This window comes from Streptomyces sp. BE20, assembly GCF_036322525.1.
In the GTDB taxonomy this organism is placed as follows: Bacteria; Actinomycetota; Actinomycetes; order Streptomycetales; family Streptomycetaceae; genus Kitasatospora.
In genome coordinates, this window is the sequence record NZ_JAQYWW010001090.1 from 247,373 (window position 1) to 263,176 (window position 15,804).

Consider the following 15,804-nt stretch of genomic DNA (forward strand, 5'->3'; position numbering starts at 1 on the left):
GATCAGCCCTTCACGGCGCCGTCGGTGAGGCCACCGACCGCCTTGCGCTGCAGGAAGACGAACAGGATCAGCACCGGCAGGGCGAACAGCGTCGAGGCGGCCATGGTGGCGCCCCAGTCGGTGCCGAAGTTGGTCTGGAAGGAGGACAGCCACAGCGGCAGCGTCTGGCCCTCGGTCTTGTTGAGGATCAGGACCAGGGGGAACTCGTTCCAGGCCGTGATGAAGCCGAACAGCGAGGTGGACATCAGGCCCGGCGCCAGCAGCGGGAAGATCACCTTCACGAAGGCCTGGGTCCGGGTGCAGCCGTCCACCATGGCCGACTCCTCCAGTTCCTTCGGCACCGCCGCGATGAATCCGCGGAGCGTGAAGATGGTGAAGGGCAGCACCATCATCATGTAGAAGGCGGTGAGCGGGACGAGGCTGTTCAGCATCTCGTTGTCGCGGGAGATCAGGTAGACCGCGATGGTCATGACCTCCCAGGGCGCCATCTGGGCCGCCATGACGACCAGCACGAAGCCCTTGCGGCCGCGGAACTTCATCCGGGCGATGGCGAAGGCCGCCAGGGTGGCGATCACCAGCGAGAGCAGCACCGCGAGGATCGTGACGATGAAGCTGTTGGCGGTGTACGTCCAGAACTTCGGCGCGTCGATGGCGGTCTTGAAGTGGTCGAAGGTCGCGTTGAGCGGCAGGAACACCGGCGTCTTGCTGACGATGTCCTTGTCCGGCTTGAACGCCGTGACGATCATCCAGTAGACGGGGAACACGAAGAAGACGAAGAGGACGACCGCGATCACGTTCGGCCAGGTGCGTCCGATGAGCGAGCGCCTCACAGCTCGTCCTCCTGCTTCAGAATGATGCGGAAGTAGTACGCCATGAGCGCACCCAGCATCAGGATGGTGAGGACCGCGATCGCGGAACCGGTGCCGTAGTGCTGGCGGCCGGTGCCCTCCAGGAAGGCGTGGATCGGCAGGGTCCGGGTGAGCCCGTCGGGACCGCCGGCCTTGATCGCGTAGATCTGCGTGAAGGCCTTGAAGATCCAGATGACCTCGAGGAAGGTCGTGGCGAGGAAGAACGGCTTGAGGTTCGGGAAGACCACCGAGGTGAAGATCTTGACCGCGCCGGCGCCGTCCATCCGGGCAGCCTCGTAGAGCTCCTTGGGGATGGTCGTCAGGGCCGCGTACATGTTGAACGCGACGAACGGGATCGAGCCCCAGACGAGCAGCAGGAGGATCACGAAGAACGTCGAGTACTGGCTGCCGGTCCAGTTGAAGGTGGCCATCGAGTGCCAGCCCAGGGTGTCCAGGAACCAGTTCACGACACCGAACCGGGTCTCGAACAGCCAGGTGTAGACGGTGGTCGCGGCGACCACCGGCATCGCCCAGGCGAGCAGCAGGCCGATCGACAGCAGCAGCCGCATCTTCTTGCCGAGCCGGTTGAGCAGCAGACCGACCAGCGAACCGCCCACCATGATCAGGAAGACGTTGAGCGCGGTGAAGGCGACGCTCCGGCCCGCGACCGACCAGAACTCGGGGTCGCTGAGCTGCTCGGTGTAGTTCTCGAAGCCGTTCCACTCGGTCAGGTGCTGGACGAGCTGGCGCGCGTTCAGGTTCTGGAACGAGACCAGGACGGTCTTCAGCAGGGGCCAGCCGAGCAGGGCCAGGGTGGCCACGGTGGCGGGCAGGAGCAGCAGGTACGGCGCGAACCGGGAGCCGAAGCTCCGGCCGTCCACCGGTCTGGCGCTCTTCTTCGGGGTGCCGGCGCCGCCACCGCGGTGGGCGCTCGTCTCAGTAGTGGCCACAGCAGCCTTCCCCGATGCCGGGGACTGTGTCTGCACCCGCTCCGAATGCACAGCCATCGTTCTCTCTTCCTGACAACCTGACCACGACGGACAGGCGTCGCCCACCGGCTCCCCGCCGGGAGTCGGTGAGCGACGCCGCTCGACTGTTACTGCTTGGCGTTCAGACGCTTGGCGATCTCGTCGTCGGCCTTCTTGGCCGCCGCCGCGTAGTCACCGGTCAGAGCGTTGGTCAGGAACTCCTTGATCGGGTTCGGCTCGTTCTCGACGGCCGCCCAGTTCGGCGTGGTCGGGGTGATGCCACCCACGACGGCCGCGTCCTTGGCGGCGGTGGCGAAGTCACCGACGACCTTGTCGTTGAGCGCCTTCTTGTTCGGGATGAGACCCGCCGCGGCGACCAGGCCCTCGTTCTTGTCGTTCAGGGCGACGGCCAGGAAGTCCTTGGCCATCTCGGAGTTCTTGCTCGCCTGGGCGATGGCCAGGTTCGAGCCGCCGAGGAACACGCCGGAGGGCTTGTCGGCGGTCTTGCCCGGGAGCGGGAAGAAGCCGATCTTGTCCTTCGGGATGGCCTTCTCGTCCGGGAGCTCCCAGCCGAGGCCGATGATCGAGCCGACGTCGCCCTTGCCGAAGACGTCCTTCTGCTGCGGCTTGGCCTCGTCCTTGTCCTTGGCGCCGGTGACCGACTTGCCCTGGATGGTCTTGTAGGTCTCGAAGGCCTTCTGCGCCTCGGGGGACGACAGGCCGCCGACCCACTTGTCGCCGTCCTTCTTCGCCAGCTTGCCACCCTCGGTGGTGAGCAGACCGAAGTAGACGTACCACTCCTGGCCCGGCATGTACAGCGGGTCGGCGACACCGGGGGTGGCCTTGAGCTTGTCCAGCGCGGCGTAGAACTCGTCCAGGGTCTTCGGGGTGGCGGTCAGACCGGCCTTGGCCCAGAGGTCCTTGTTGTACGCGACGACGCGGTTGGTGACGTACCACGGGGCGGCGTACTGCTTGCCGTCCAGGATCGCCGACTCGCTCTGGTTGGCGGCCCAGTCGGCACCGCCGATGGCGGCCTTGTCCTTGGTGATGTCCAGCAGGCCACCGGTGGCGGCGTACCCGGCGGTCTGGGTGTTGCCGACCTCCAGGACGTCGACGGAGCCCTCGGAGAGCGCGGCGGTGACCTTGGGGCCGATGCCGGTCCACTCCTGGACCTGGAACTCGACCTTGGAGCCCGCGTACTTGGACTCGAACTCGGTCTTCACCGAGTCCTCCCAGCCCTTGGGGGCCGAGCCACTCATCAGCCAGACCTTGAGCGTCTTGCCGCTGTAGTCCTTCTTGCCATCGGCCGCGGTGGACGAACCGGTCTTGGGGTCGTCCTTCTTCGCGTCCGAGCCACAAGCCGCGAGACCAACAACCATGGCCGCGACGCCGACTGCCGCAATGAGCTGACGCTTCACGCCATCCTCCTGAGGGATGCCTGGGTTACCCCCGTCGGGTGGCTGCGGCGGACCCACACAATGCGGGAGGAAAGGTGCCGCGGACCCCAGCGAACGGGTGGGGGGATTCATAGTGACCGGCCTAGTGGTGTAGACCAGATGCCTGGAGCTTGGCCTAGACCAATGGGCCTGTCAACGGCTGTTCGACCGATCAGGACCACCCGTTATCAAGCCGACACCGCACATCGTTCATCGCGTGATGAGGTATTCGTTCCGTAGCCATACATGCAACGATGTGAGTTGTTAATGATGCGGCGGGGCCCCCAAAAGCCCCGCGAGAAGCGGGAGACAGGTCCGATGAGCAGCGACGGGGGCAGCACGGCCCAGGTCAACGACCCCCAGGTGAAGAACCTACCGACGCAGGGCGGCGCAGACCCGACGGCCCGGGTGCCCAAGTACTACGGCCTCAAGCGCCACCTGCTGCAGCTCACCGAGACCCAGCCCGCAGGGACCCCGGTTCCGCCCGAACGGGCACTGGCGGCACAGTTCGACACCTCCCGCACCACCGTCCGGCAGGCCCTCCAGGAGCTGGTCGTCGAGGGCCGGCTGGAGCGCATCCAGGGCAAGGGCACCTTCGTCGCCAAGCCCAAGGTGGCGCAGGCCCTCCAGCTCACCTCCTACACCGAGGACATGCGCGCCCAGGGCCTGGAACCCACCTCCCGGCTGATCGAGATCGGCTACATCACCGCCGACGACCGGCTGGCCCCGCTGCTGGACATCAAGCCCGGCGGCCGGGTGCTGCGGATCGAGCGCCTCCGGCTGGCCAACGGCGACCCGATGGCCATCGAGGTCGCCCACCTCTCCGCCAAGCGCTTCCCCGCCCTGCGCCGCAACCTGGCCAAGCACAACTCGCTGTACACGGCCCTGCGCGAGGTGTACGGCGTCACCGTGGCCGAGGCCGAGGAGACCATCGAGACCACCCTCGCCGACCCGCGCGAGGCCGGACTGCTCGGCTCCGACCTCGGCCTGCCGATGCTCCAGCTCGCCCGGCACTCCTTCGACGCCGAGGGCAACCCGGTGGAGTGGGTCCGCTCGATCTACCGCGGTGACCGCTACAAGTTCATCACCCGCCTCAAGCGGCCGGAGCTGCCCGAGTAGCCGCACCCCTCCTCCGTGCTTCCGGGCATCGGCGTGCACTCCCCGCACACGCCGGTGCCCGTTCCGTTTGCCCGGCGCGCGTACCCCTCCTCCGCGCCCGTCCGCCTACCGGCGCGCGTTCCACTGACCAAGCGTGCGAGGCACCCACCCGGCGTGCGCACCATCGGGGTGGCGCGCAGATCGCCCGGATGGCGGGAAGTTGCGCGAACCCAGTGACACAGGTCACTCCATGCTCTAGATTCCGCATCCGTACTGACTGTCGATCACCACTGGTGCTGCTCGGCGGACCCACGGGGGGTGTGCGACTCCTCGGGGTTGCGGCGCCGACGAGGTGAAACCCTCCGAAGCGGAGCCGAACCATGTCGTCAGACCTCGATACCGACCAACCTGTCATGCCCGAGCCAGAAGGCCCCCCGGACCTCCCGGCGGTCACCCCCGAGCGGGTGCTGGCCGCGCTCGCCCTGCTGGTGCCGATCGTCGCGATGCTCTGGGTGGGCTCGTACGACAAGCTCGACCCCGAAGCCGGCGGAGTGCCCTTCTTCTACTGGTACCAGTTGCTCTGGGTCCCGGTCTCGGCCGTCTTCACGGTCGCGGCCTACCTGCTGATCAACCGGGACGAGAAGGCCCGCCGGGCCGCCCGGAAGGCGGGTGGCGCCCGATGAACGGGGTCAACGTGCCCGCGCTGGCGGTCTTCGTCCTCTTCTTCGCGCTGGTCACCGTGATGGGCTTCCTCGCCTCCCGGTGGCGCCGCGCCGACAACGCGCTCCACCTCGACGAGTGGGGCCTCGGCGGGCGCAGCTTCGGGACCTGGGTCACCTGGTTCCTGCTCGGCGGCGACCTCTATACCGCGTACACCTTCGTCGCCGTCCCGGCCGCCGTCTACGCGACCGGCGCGGCGGGGTTCTTCGCCGTGCCGTACACGATCGTCGCCTACCCGCTGGTCTTCCTCTTCCTGCCCCGGCTCTGGTCGGTCTCCCGGGTCCACGGGTACGTCACGCCGGCCGACTTCGTCCGCGGGCGGTACGGCTCCAAGCCGCTCTCGCTGGTGGTCGCGCTCACCGGCATCCTCGCCACCATGCCGTACATCGCCCTCCAGCTGGTCGGCATCCAGGCGGTGCTGGACGTCCTGGGCGTGGGCGGCGGCGAGAACGCCAACTGGTTCGTCAAGGACCTGCCGCTGTTCATCGCCTTCGGCGTGCTGGCCGCGTACACCTACTCCTCCGGGCTGCGGGCCCCCGCGCTGATCGCCTTCGTCAAGGACGCCCTGATCTACGTCGTGATCATCGTCGCGGTGATCTACATCCCGATCCGGCTCGGCGGCTTCGGCCACATCTTCGACGTGGCGGGCGAGAAGTTCGCCGCGCCGAAGGCGACCGGCTCGCTCACCGTGCCGGAGAACAAGCAGTGGACGTACGCGACGCTGGCGCTCGGCTCCGCGATGGCGCTGTTCATGTACCCGCACTCGGTGACCGGCGTGCTGGCCTCCAAGTCCCGCAACACCGTCCGCCGGAACATGGCGATCATGCCCGCCTACTCGCTGATGCTGGGGCTGCTCGCGCTGCTGGGGTTCATGGCGATCGCGGCCGGGGTCGGCAAGGGCGACAAGACGTTCAACACCCAGCTGTCGGTGCCGCAGCTGTTCGAGAACATGTTCCCGGACTGGTTCACCGGCGTCGCCTTCGCGGCGATCGGGATCGGCGCGCTCGTGCCGGCCGCCATCATGTCGATCGCGGCGGCCAACCTCTTCACCCGCAACGTCTACAAGGAGTACCTGAAGCCCGACGCCACTCCCGCCGACGAGACCCGGGTGGCCAAGTTCGTCTCGCTGCTGGTGAAGGTCGGCGCGCTGGTGTTCGTGCTCGGCATGGACAAGCAGGCCGCGATCAACCTGCAGCTGCTCGGCGGCCTCTGGATCCTGCAGACCTTCGTCGCGATCGTCGGCGGCCTGTTCACCCGCTGGTTCCACCACTGGGCGCTACTGGCCGGCTGGGCGGCCGGCATGGTCTACGGCACCTGGAAGGCGTACAGCATCGCCAGCCCGGCCACCAAGCACTTCGGCGGCAACTCGGCCGAGATCCCCGGCATCGGCGAGATCGGCTACATCGGGCTCACCGCCTTCGTGCTCAACCTGCTGGTCTCGGTCGCGCTCACCCTGGCGCTGCGGGCCGCCAAGGCCCCGGAGAGCCCGGACGAGACCCGGCCGGCCGACTACGGCGCCGAGAGCGGCGACGAGGAGCCGAGGAACGCGCCGGAGCCCGTGACGGCGCATTGACGCACCCCGTGCGCGCCCTGTGATCGCGCCGTCTCCTCCGTCAACACTGGAGAGGCGGCGCGATCATATGTATGAACAGCCGCACGGACAGGGCACCAACAGGGCACCACCAGACCGGACCGGAACCGGCCGGCAACTGACCGACCCACGGGGAGCAGCGGCGATGGCAGAACTCGGCACCACGCTCAACGGTCAACACCTCTCCACCACCACCCACCCACCCGGCGCGACGGCCACCGGCCTGCCGTCCGTCCTGATCGCCACCCGCCACGGCGAGTCCACCGCCAACGTCGAGTTCCAGCTCGCCGAGGCCGTCGGCGCGCTCAGCGTGCCGATCAGCTGCCGGGACGCGGACATCCCGCTCTCCCTCCACGGCCAGCAGCAGGCCCACGCCCTCGGCCGCTGGTGGGCCGGCCTGCCCAGCGCCGACCGCCCGCGCAGCGTCTGGTGCTCGCCGTACGTGCGCACCGCCGAGACCGCCCGGATCGCGCTCGCCCAGGCCGCCGGGCTCGGCGCCGTCCCGGTCTCCCTCGCCGTCCGCTACGACGAGCGGCTGCGCGACCGCGAACTCGGCATCCTGGAGATGCTGCCCAAGGCCGCCATCGAGGCCAAGCACCCCGAGGAGGCGGCCCGGCGGCGCAAGATGGGCGAGCTGTACTACCGCCCGCCCGGCGGGGAGTCCTGGGCGGACGTGGCGCTGCGGGTGCGCAGCGTGCTGCGCGACATCTGCGCCGAGGAGGCCGGCCGGCCCGTCCTGCTGGTCGCCCACGACTGCACCGTGCTGATGCTGAGGTACGCGCTGGACCGGCTCACCGAGGCGCAGCTGACCGCGCTGGAGCCGGTGCGGAACTGCTCCACCAGCCTCTGGCGGGCGGAGGGCGACCGGCTGCGGCCCGCGCACTGGAACGACACGGGGCACCTGGGCGACGGGGAGTGACCCCCTGCGGCCCGGGCCTGAGCGGCGCCGGCCCGAGCGGCACCGGCCGGCGGGGCGCCCGGGCCGCTCAGGCCGGCGCGGGACGGCCGGGTACGGGGCGGCCCGCGCGGGCCGCCGGCACGGACGGCCCGGTGGCTCGGACGGCGGAGGTCTCGGGCTCCGCGAAGCAGCGGCGGTACGCCAGCGGGGTGGTCCCCAGCCGACGGCCGAAGTGGTGCCGCAGGGTGGCCGCGTTGCCGAAGCCGCAGCGGGCGGCGATCGCGTCCACCGGCTCCGTGGTCGACTCCAGCAGCCGCTGTGCGAGCAGCAGCCGCTGCCCGGTCAGCCAGCGGTGCGGGGTGGTGCCGGTCTCCTGATGGAAGCGGCGGGCGAACGTGCGCGGCGACATGTGGACCCGGGCGGCCAGCTGCTCGACGGTCGACTCCCGGTCCAGGTGGTGACGCATCCAGTCGAGCAGCGGCGCGAGCGAGTCCCCGTCGTGCTCCGGCATCGGCCGGTTCACGAACTGCGCCTGGCCGCCCTCCCGGTGCGGGGCCACCACCATCCGCCGGGCGATCCCGCGGGCCACCTCGGCGCCCTGCATCCGGCGCACCAGGTGGAGGCAGGCGTCGATGCCGGCCGCCGTCCCGGCCGAGGTGATCACCGGGTCGTCGTCCACGTACAGGACGTCCGGCTCGACCGTGGTCAGCGGGAAGCGCGAGGCCAGCTCCGCCGTGTGCCGCCAGTGCGTGGTGGAGCGGCGGCCGTCGAGCAGGCCGGCGGCGCCGAGCACGAAGGCTCCGCTGCAGATGGAGAGCACCCGGGCGCCGCCCTCGACGGCCGCCCGGACCGCGTCCACCAGCGGAGCCGGGTACTCGGGGCGGACGCCGGTCGCGGTGACCACGACCAGGTCGGCCTCGGCGAGGCGCTCGGGGCCGTGCGGGACGTCGACGGAGAAGCCGGCGTGCGTCCGGTGCAGGCCGGGGCGGGCGCCCGCGATCGCGAAGTCGTACCCGGGCAGGCCGTCCGCGCTGCGGTCCAGGCCGAACACCTCGCAGGCGACACCGAGCTCGAAGGGGTGGAGCTCTTCGAGGACCACCGCGACCACGTTCTTGAGCATGCCCCCAGGATAGGACGACCGCTGGCAGTTTTTCGATGCATTAAGGCATTCCTGCCACTCGTAGGCGTCCGGCGACGCGAGCAGAGTGAAGTCATGGATTCCGACACCATCGCCAGCGCACTCGCCCTGGTCGGGGCCGTCGGCGGGATCGGCCTGCTCGGCGCCCTGATCGGACGCGAGGTGGCGCAGCAGGACGCCGCCGGACGCGACAACTGGCACCGCCCGGGCGGCTACCCCGTCGACCCCGCCCTGCCCGACCGGCTCTACGGCACCATGCCCGCCGCCTCCCTCCGCCCGTCCGCCGACCCCGCCACCGCCCCCTCCGCTCCCCCCACTGCCACCGGCGACCGCGTCGGTCCGTCCACGGCCGACCCGGCGACCGGCGCCGGCAGCGGTTCCGGCACACTGACCGGATGGACATCGCCATCCGCCCGGCCCGCGCCGAGGACTTCGAGGACGCCGGCCGCATCACCGTCGAGGCCTTCGTCGGTGACGGGCACACCTCGCCCGAGAGCGACTACGTCCACCTCCTGCGCGACGCCGCCCGCCGGGCCCGGGAGGCCGAACTCCTCGTCGCGGTCGACGCGGCCGAAGGACGGGTGCTCGGCTGCGTGACCTTCGCGGTCGGCGGCTCCGAGTGGGCCGACATCGCGACCCCCGAGGAGGGCGAGATCCGGATGCTCGCCACCTCGGCGGCCGCCCGCGGGCGGGGCGTCGGCGAGGCCCTGGTCCGCGCGGCGCTCACCCGCAGCCGCGAGCTCGGCCTGGCCGGGATGGCCTTCTCCACCCGCCCGGAGATGACCACCGCCCACCGCATCTACCGGCGGGTCGGCTTCCGCCGGTCCCCGGACCGGGACTGGTCGCCGTACCCTGGCGTGGATCTGATGGTGTACAGCCTGGCGTTCTGACGCCCGGTCCGGCCCCGGTTCCGGGTGGCCGGCCGACGATCAACCGGGGTCTTTTGATATAAACCTCTGATCGAGACACCTCGCGGCAGCCCATCGATCGGGGGAGAAGAACCCATGCACGACGGGCCCAGCCTCGGCGCGCCCTCGGCGGTGAGCGGACCCACGCTCCAGGACATGCGCGAGGCCCGGGGTATCCCGGCCCCGCGCGGCAGCCGGTACGCGGTACCGGCGCCCCCTCCGGAGCCGCCCCGCCCCCTCCCCCCGTCCGTGCGCTTCGCGTCGGTCGACGGCCTGCGCGGCCTCGCCATCGCCTCCGTGCTGCTCTACCACACCAACTGGTTCCAGAACGGCCTGTTCGGCGTGGACGCGTTCTTCGTCCTCTCCGGCTTCCTGGTCACCCTGGTGCTCATCCGCGAGCTGGACCGCACCGACCGGATCGCGCTCGGCGTCTTCTACCGCCGCCGTGCCAAGCGGCTGCTGCCCGGTCTGCTGGCCACCGTCTTCCTGGTGGTCGCGCTCTCCGCCCTGGTCAGCCCGCTCAAGGACGTCAGGGAGTTGCGCCCCCAGGCCCTGGCCGCCCTCGCCCAGGTGGCCAACTGGGCCCAGCTGGAGCGCGGGGACGCCTACTGGCAGCACTACGCGGGGATCGACCCGCTGGCCGCCATGTGGTCGCTCAGCATCACCGAGCAGTTCTACGTGGTCTGGCCGCTGCTCCTGCTGCTCATCCACGCGGTCTGCCGCCGCTCGCTCACCGCGACCGGGATCGCCACCGGCGTGCTGTTCGTCCTCTCCGCCGCCGTCGCCCCGCTGATGTGGAACGGCTCCAACGCCGACCGCCTCTACCTGGGCACCGAGACCCGCGCGGTCGGCTTCGCCGCCGGGGCCGCCGCCGCCTTCGTGGTCTACCTGCGGCTGCGGCGCAAGGCCGCGGACGGCGCCGGGGCCGGCCCGCGCACCCAGCGACGCTTCCGGGCCGCCTCCGGACCGGCCGGCACCGCGCTGCTCACCCTGCTGGGCACCGCCACGCTCGGCGGGCTGGTCGCGGCCAGCCTCACCGTCCACGACTACAAGCAGCCGTGGCTCTACCAGGGCGGCCTGGCCGCGGTGGCCGCGCTCTCGGCCGTCCTGGTCGCCTCGCTCTGCCACGACCGCGGCCCGCTGGTCCGGCTGCTCTCGCTGCCGCCGCTGCGGCTCACCGGCACCATCTCGTACAGCCTCTACCTGCTGCACCTGCCGGTCTACTGGATGCTCCAGCGGTTCGTCGACGACATCTCGCCGCCGATGCTGCTGGCGATCGGCGCACCGGCCTCCTGGGTGCTGGCCTGGCTGCTGCACACCGCGACCGAGCGGGTGCGGGTCATGCGCTGGCGGCCGTTCCCGACCGTCCCGATCCTCGCCGCCACCACCGCGGTCGCCACCGTCGGCGCCTGGTACCTGCCGGCCTGGGTCTCGTACGACATGCGCTCCGGCTCGGCGGGCCGGCCGCTGGTGCTCGCGCTGGGCGACTCCTTCTCGCAGGACCTCGCCACCGGCCTGTACCGGCACGGCGACCGCTTCCGGGTGGTCGACGGCGGGATCAGCGGCTGCGGCGTGTTCGGCGCGGAGAGGGTGCGCGGCACCTCGAAGGAGGAGTTCGACACCACCGACGAGTGCCGCGACCGCACCGGGCGCTGGGAGCGGGACCTGGGCCGGACCGGGGCGCAGGCGGTCGTGCTGCACCTCGGCTGGGACGCCGCCGAGCAGTACCTGGACGGCACCTGGCTCAACCCGTGCGACGAGTACTACCGCACCCGGTACGGCACCCAGCTCGCCGAGGCGGTCGGCCTGATCCGGCAGCGCGCGGGCGACGCCAAGGTGCTGCTGATGAACGAGCGGGTCGAGAACGGCGCGATCAACAAGACCTGGGGCACCTGCTACAACCAGCAGGTCGCCGAGTTCGTACGGGGCTCCGCCGGCACCGTCCAACTGCTCGACCTGAACGCCTTCTACTGCCCGGACGGCACCTGCCTCTGGAAGGACCGCGACGGCCACCTGGTCTCCCCCGCCACCGACGGCGTGCACCTGACGCCGGCCGGCATGCGGGTGGTCACGCCGTGGCTGGAGCAGCAGATCTCGGACGCGCTCGCCGGGGTGCGGGCCGACGGGCCCCCGCCCGCGACGCCGCAGGCCACCCCGGGGGGACAACCGAGCACTCCGGCCCCGGCACCCGCCCAGGCACCCGCCCCGACGGCGTCGCCGGCCGCCACCGGCCAGCCCACGCCCACGCCCACGCCCACGCCCACCGGCCAGAGCACGCCGACGGGCCGGGCGACCGGGACGACCCAGCCGCCGGCGGCCGGGAAGCCGTCGACGAGCACGAGCCCGTCCGCCAAGCCCCAGCCCTAGCCCTAGCCCTAGCCGGATCCTGCTAGGGCTTGCGCGTGGCCTGCGGGCTGCCCGGGGCGGAGCCGCTCGGGGCAGGACTGCTCGGGGCCGGCGTGGTGGCACCCGGGGCCGGGCTCGCCGTCGTGCCCGGGGCGGCGGGCGCACTCGCGGCGGCGGTGCCATGGCCCTCGGGGGCCGCGGGCACCTCGTACGTCTGCGCGAAGCAGTCCCGGATCGCCTTCTCCGAGGCCGGCCGCCCGGCGAAGTCCATCCGCGGGGTGTCCTCGGTGGTCGGCAGGGTCGGGTCGATGCCGAAGTACAGCGACCAGAAGTACACCCCGGCGAGCTTCCGCTCCCGGGCGACCTGGCAGACCGCGGTGAACCAGGTCGCCTGCACGGGCTCGTTCAGCTCGCGCCTGGTGTAGAAGTCACCGGGCGTCTTGTACGCGCCCTTCTGCGCCGGGATGCCGACCTCGGTCAGCTTGGTGGTCGGCTGCACGCCCTTGCCGCGCTTGTCCAGCCAGGTGTTCCAGCTGGCCACCAGATCCGCCGCGGAGGCGTCGTCCCCCGCCGACTTGGCCGGGAAGTAGGCGTCGACGCCGGTCTGCTCCACCGGCACCGGGATCGCGCCCTTGGACCAGTTGTCCCAGTTGGCGTCGTAGGCCAGCTCGCCGCGGAAGGTCTTCCGCGCCTGCTCCACCAGCCCGGCCCAGTGCGGGTCGCTCTCCAGCGAGTTGAACTCGGTGCCGATGGTGAACTCGGCCGCGCCGTGGTCCTGGGCGGTCTTCAGGTACGGCGTCAGGAAGGCGGCGTAGCTGGCGAACCAGGCGTCCCGGTCGGCCGGGGCGATGTTGCCGCGCCAGTTCCCGGTGGTGGTGTACTTGAGCGCCTCCTCGTCCAGGAGCGGCCGGACGGTGGTGCGCAGGCCCGCGCGGTGCGCGGCGTCCAGCAGCAGGGCCAGCCGGTCCGGGCCGGGCGTGGTCGGCCGGGCCGCTACCGCGTTGGCCTTGGCACCCACCGTGTAGTACGGGAACGTCACCGAGAGCGCGTTGGCGTTGAGCCCGACCACGTAGTCGACGATGCGGTCGACCTTGCCCTGGACGAAGCTCTCCGGGTCGTTCGGGTCGTCCAGCCAGTACACCTGGACGCCCCACTCGGGGCTGCCCTCGGTCCACGGCCGGACCACCTTGGGGCCGGTGTCCACGGGCTCCTGCGGCGTGTCCTTCCCGAAGCCCCAGACGCGGCCCTGCTCCTCCGCGACGCCGGCGAAGTGCACTTCGGTCGGCCGCCGGTGGTCGAACTTGACCGGGTGGTCCCCGAACAGGATCGGGACGCCCACGGTGATGCCGAGCACGGCGGTCGGCAGGATGAAGATGACGAAACGTTTCATGGCTCTGGCAGCAGTCCCGTGTGATCCGTCAGGCCGGCTTGGCGATGACGACGAACTTGTTCTCCTCGCGGCGCAGGAACTTGATCAGCCCCCGCAGACCGCCCCAGCCCTCCAGGAAGGAGAAGAGCGGGATGGCCGCGACCACCACGATCGGCTCCCACCACTTGCGCCGGTGGTTGGCCGAAGCGACCACGTTCAGCCGCAGGCCCTCCCAGTACGTCCAGATCACGTAGGCGAAGTTGATCGACCAGACCAGCACCACCGACTGGGTCACCGGCGAGGTGTTCATCGTCCCGGTGAACCACGCGACCAGCAGCACCAGACCGACGTGCTGCAGCGGGCCGAGCACCCAGCTGACCATGCCCATCCCGATGAACAGCCGGAACCGCAGCGGGATGGACTTGTTGAAGCAGAGCGCCACCAGGCCCCAGGCCCAGCGCTCGCGCTGCTTGAGGAAGTCCTTGACCCCGGCCGGCGACGCCCCGTAGCAGCGGCCGTTGAACCAGTCGCTGCGGCCCGGGTAGCGCAGGCAGAAGTTCAGCGCCATCTGGGCGTCCTCGACGATGGTCTTCGGGCCGAAGTCCCAGCCGATGGTGGCCTCGACCGAGGACCGCACCAGCAGCAGCTCGCCGTGCACGCCGGCGATGGGGGTGCCGGTGCCGGTCATCGCGCGGAACCGGGCGATGTCGTCGGCCGGGCGGATCGCGTCGGCGAGCCAGGTGAAGGTGGAGACGGCGTTCTCGCGGGGGTACGTCAGGATGCCCTGCGCCATGTGCTTGGCGTCGTCCCCGGCCCGGCGCTGCCGGTTGATGAACTGGGCCACCGCGGCGGCGGTGTCCGGCCCGACACCGGTGTCGTCGTCCATGTGCAGCACCCAGACGTCGTCCTCGGCCTCGCCCTCGTCGATCCGCAGTTCGTGCGAGTAGTGGTTGGCGCGGGCCTTGAACTTGGTGCCGTTCGGCGTCTCGTACGCCTTCGGGACGGTCACCACCCGGATCAGCGGGTGCCGGGCGGCCAGGTCGTCGATCTTCTCGCCGGCCGCGCAGCCCTCCTCGGTGAGGATGTCCACCCGCATCCACGGGAAGTAGACCGGCAGGTGTTCGACGTACGAGAGGACCGAGCGCTCCAGCGCCGGGTAGGTGTCGTGCCGGCCGATGGTCGGTACCAGCACGATCAGGTAGTCGTCGTCGACCGGCACCGGCGGGGTCATCCGCCCGGCCTTGCGGATCCGGCGGCGCACCATCAGCACACCCTGGAACCCGATCAGCACGCCGAACACCGGCATGCCCCAGAGGATCGTGATCACCCAGCCGAGCGGGGTCGGGTTGGGCACGTAGGCCCAGGTCGAGAAGCCGAAGATGACCAGGAACGAGAGGTAGAAGGGGACGACCCGGGGCTTCCACGACATCTGCCGGTCGGCGAGCCTGGCCGCCTCGCGGGACGTGGTCAGGACCGTCCGCACCGGTGTTGCTGAGGTCATGGTGAAAGGGATTCCTCGTCGTCTTCGGCTGAGCGTTCATCCGTCCGGCCCAACGGCCGGAGCATCCAGCAGGCTACCCCGGGTAGGGCGGGGTGTCCTGGGGAGGCCGGACCTGACCGGGCGCCACCGGGCCCGGCGTGACCGGTCCGGGCGCCACCGGCGGGGCCGGCCAGGGCTGCTGAGGGGCCGCCGGCCCGGACGCGTACGGCTGGGGCTGGGGCCAGCCGGTCTGGGTCGGCTGCTCGTGCGGGTAGGGCTGGGGGTGCGCCTGCGGGTGGGGGTGCGCCTGCGGGTGGGGCTGGGGGTAGGGCTGGGCCTGCGGTGCCCAGGCGGCCGGCGCCTGCTGGGCATGCGGCTGGGCGTGCTGCTGGACCGGCCCGCCGAACGGCGGCTGCCCCGGGAACGTCTGCCCGGGGAACGGCGACTGCGCCGCCCACGGGCCGGGCGCCGGCTCCCGGCCGGTCTCCGGCCGCCGCAGCGAGCGGACCAGCAGCAGGACCAGCACCGCCGTCACCAGCACGCCGAGCCCGAAGGTCACCAGCTTCAGCCAGCCCTCGGTCGTCCCGGTGAACCAGCGGCGCTGCGGCTCGTCCAGCAGCGCACCCGTCAGGCTGCGCACCCGGTTGTAGCCCTCGACCAGCGCCACACCGACCGCCACCCCGCGCGCCCAGCCGTGCCCGCGCAGCAGCAGGACGCCCGAGACCAGGTACAGCAGGCCGTAGTTGAGGCTGCCGGTCTCGGCGGTCACGGCGTCGCTGCCGTAGTAGAAGATGCCTTTGACGAAGGTGGCGACACCGGCCTGCCAGAAGCAGTTGTACGCCGCCCAGCCGAGCAGGACGGCTCCCCAGGCCACGGCGATGCCACCGGCCGGGCGGTCCGGACGCACCTGTGTCATCTCCCGTACCCCCGCCCGCCGGGTGTCCCCCGGCATCAGCCCGCTCGATCCGGGCCACAGGATGCCACACGGGTCGGCGGCCCGGAAT

General features: G+C 71.1%; 13 protein-coding genes. 6 read left to right on the forward strand and 7 right to left on the reverse strand.

All coding sequences use genetic code 11. The features are described from left to right. Positions 1-2: 2 nt before the first annotated feature. From PUR61_RS32610 to PUR61_RS32620, 3 genes are all read right to left on the reverse strand, one after another. Entirely contained in the window at positions 3-830 is an 828-nt protein-coding gene (locus PUR61_RS32610) for a carbohydrate ABC transporter permease (RefSeq protein ID WP_329883105.1), read from the reverse strand. Next, positions 827-1,855, reverse strand: a complete 1,029-nt coding sequence (locus PUR61_RS32615; protein WP_329883106.1) for a carbohydrate ABC transporter permease — start codon at positions 1,853-1,855, stop codon at positions 827-829. The genes PUR61_RS32610 and PUR61_RS32615 overlap by 4 nt, the downstream gene beginning before the upstream one ends. Positions 1,856-1,944: 89 nt before the next feature. Then, positions 1,945-3,234 carry an extracellular solute-binding protein gene (locus PUR61_RS32620; RefSeq protein WP_329883107.1) on the reverse strand — a complete coding sequence of 430 codons (1,290 nt, stop codon included), beginning with the start codon at positions 3,232-3,234 and terminating at the stop codon, positions 1,945-1,947. A gap of 336 nt (positions 3,235-3,570) precedes the next feature. Between PUR61_RS32620 and PUR61_RS32625 the strand changes: the two genes are divergently transcribed. From PUR61_RS32625 to PUR61_RS32640, 4 genes are all read left to right on the forward strand, one after another. Further along, entirely contained in the window at positions 3,571-4,371 is an 801-nt protein-coding gene (locus PUR61_RS32625) for a GntR family transcriptional regulator (protein ID WP_329883108.1), read from the forward strand. Between the two features lie 392 nt (positions 4,372-4,763). Beyond that, positions 4,764-5,033, forward strand: coding sequence for a DUF3311 domain-containing protein (locus PUR61_RS32630; protein ID WP_329883109.1), 270 nt, complete (start codon positions 4,764-4,766; stop codon positions 5,031-5,033). Continuing rightward, positions 5,030-6,643 (forward strand): monocarboxylate uptake permease MctP, encoded by a 1,614-nt coding sequence (gene mctP / locus PUR61_RS32635; protein WP_329883110.1) that lies wholly within the window; start codon positions 5,030-5,032, stop codon positions 6,641-6,643. The genes PUR61_RS32630 and mctP overlap by 4 nt, the downstream gene beginning before the upstream one ends. Positions 6,644-6,806: 163 nt before the next feature. Further along, positions 6,807-7,580, forward strand: coding sequence for a histidine phosphatase family protein (locus PUR61_RS32640; protein WP_329883111.1), 774 nt, complete (start codon positions 6,807-6,809; stop codon positions 7,578-7,580). 67 nt (positions 7,581-7,647) lie between these two features. Here PUR61_RS32640 and PUR61_RS32645 read toward each other — a convergent pair whose 3' ends face one another. Continuing rightward, positions 7,648-8,679 (reverse strand): helix-turn-helix domain-containing protein, encoded by a 1,032-nt coding sequence (locus PUR61_RS32645; RefSeq protein ID WP_329883112.1) that lies wholly within the window; start codon positions 8,677-8,679, stop codon positions 7,648-7,650. Between the two features lie 413 nt (positions 8,680-9,092). On the opposite strand from PUR61_RS32645, the gene PUR61_RS32650 reads away from it, so the two are divergent. Both PUR61_RS32650 and PUR61_RS32655 read left to right on the forward strand, forming a co-directional pair. Then, on the forward strand, positions 9,093-9,587 hold the full coding sequence (locus PUR61_RS32650) for a GNAT family N-acetyltransferase (protein WP_329883113.1): 495 nt from the start codon (positions 9,093-9,095) through the stop codon (positions 9,585-9,587). 114 nt (positions 9,588-9,701) lie between these two features. Beyond that, entirely contained in the window at positions 9,702-11,972 is a 2,271-nt protein-coding gene (locus PUR61_RS32655; RefSeq protein ID WP_329883114.1) for an acyltransferase family protein, read from the forward strand. Between the two features lie 22 nt (positions 11,973-11,994). On the opposite strand, the gene PUR61_RS32660 is transcribed toward PUR61_RS32655, so the two are convergent. From PUR61_RS32660 to PUR61_RS32670, 3 genes are all read right to left on the reverse strand, one after another. Further along, positions 11,995-13,341 carry a glycoside hydrolase family 113 gene (locus PUR61_RS32660; RefSeq protein WP_329883115.1) on the reverse strand — a complete coding sequence of 449 codons (1,347 nt, stop codon included), beginning with the start codon at positions 13,339-13,341 and terminating at the stop codon, positions 11,995-11,997. Between the two features lie 28 nt (positions 13,342-13,369). Continuing rightward, positions 13,370-14,821 (reverse strand): glycosyltransferase family 2 protein, encoded by a 1,452-nt coding sequence (locus tag PUR61_RS32665; RefSeq protein WP_329883116.1) that lies wholly within the window; start codon positions 14,819-14,821, stop codon positions 13,370-13,372. 73 nt (positions 14,822-14,894) lie between these two features. Continuing rightward, positions 14,895-15,716 (reverse strand): hypothetical protein, encoded by an 822-nt coding sequence (locus PUR61_RS32670; protein WP_329883117.1) that lies wholly within the window; start codon positions 15,714-15,716, stop codon positions 14,895-14,897. Positions 15,717-15,804: the final 88 nt, after the last annotated feature.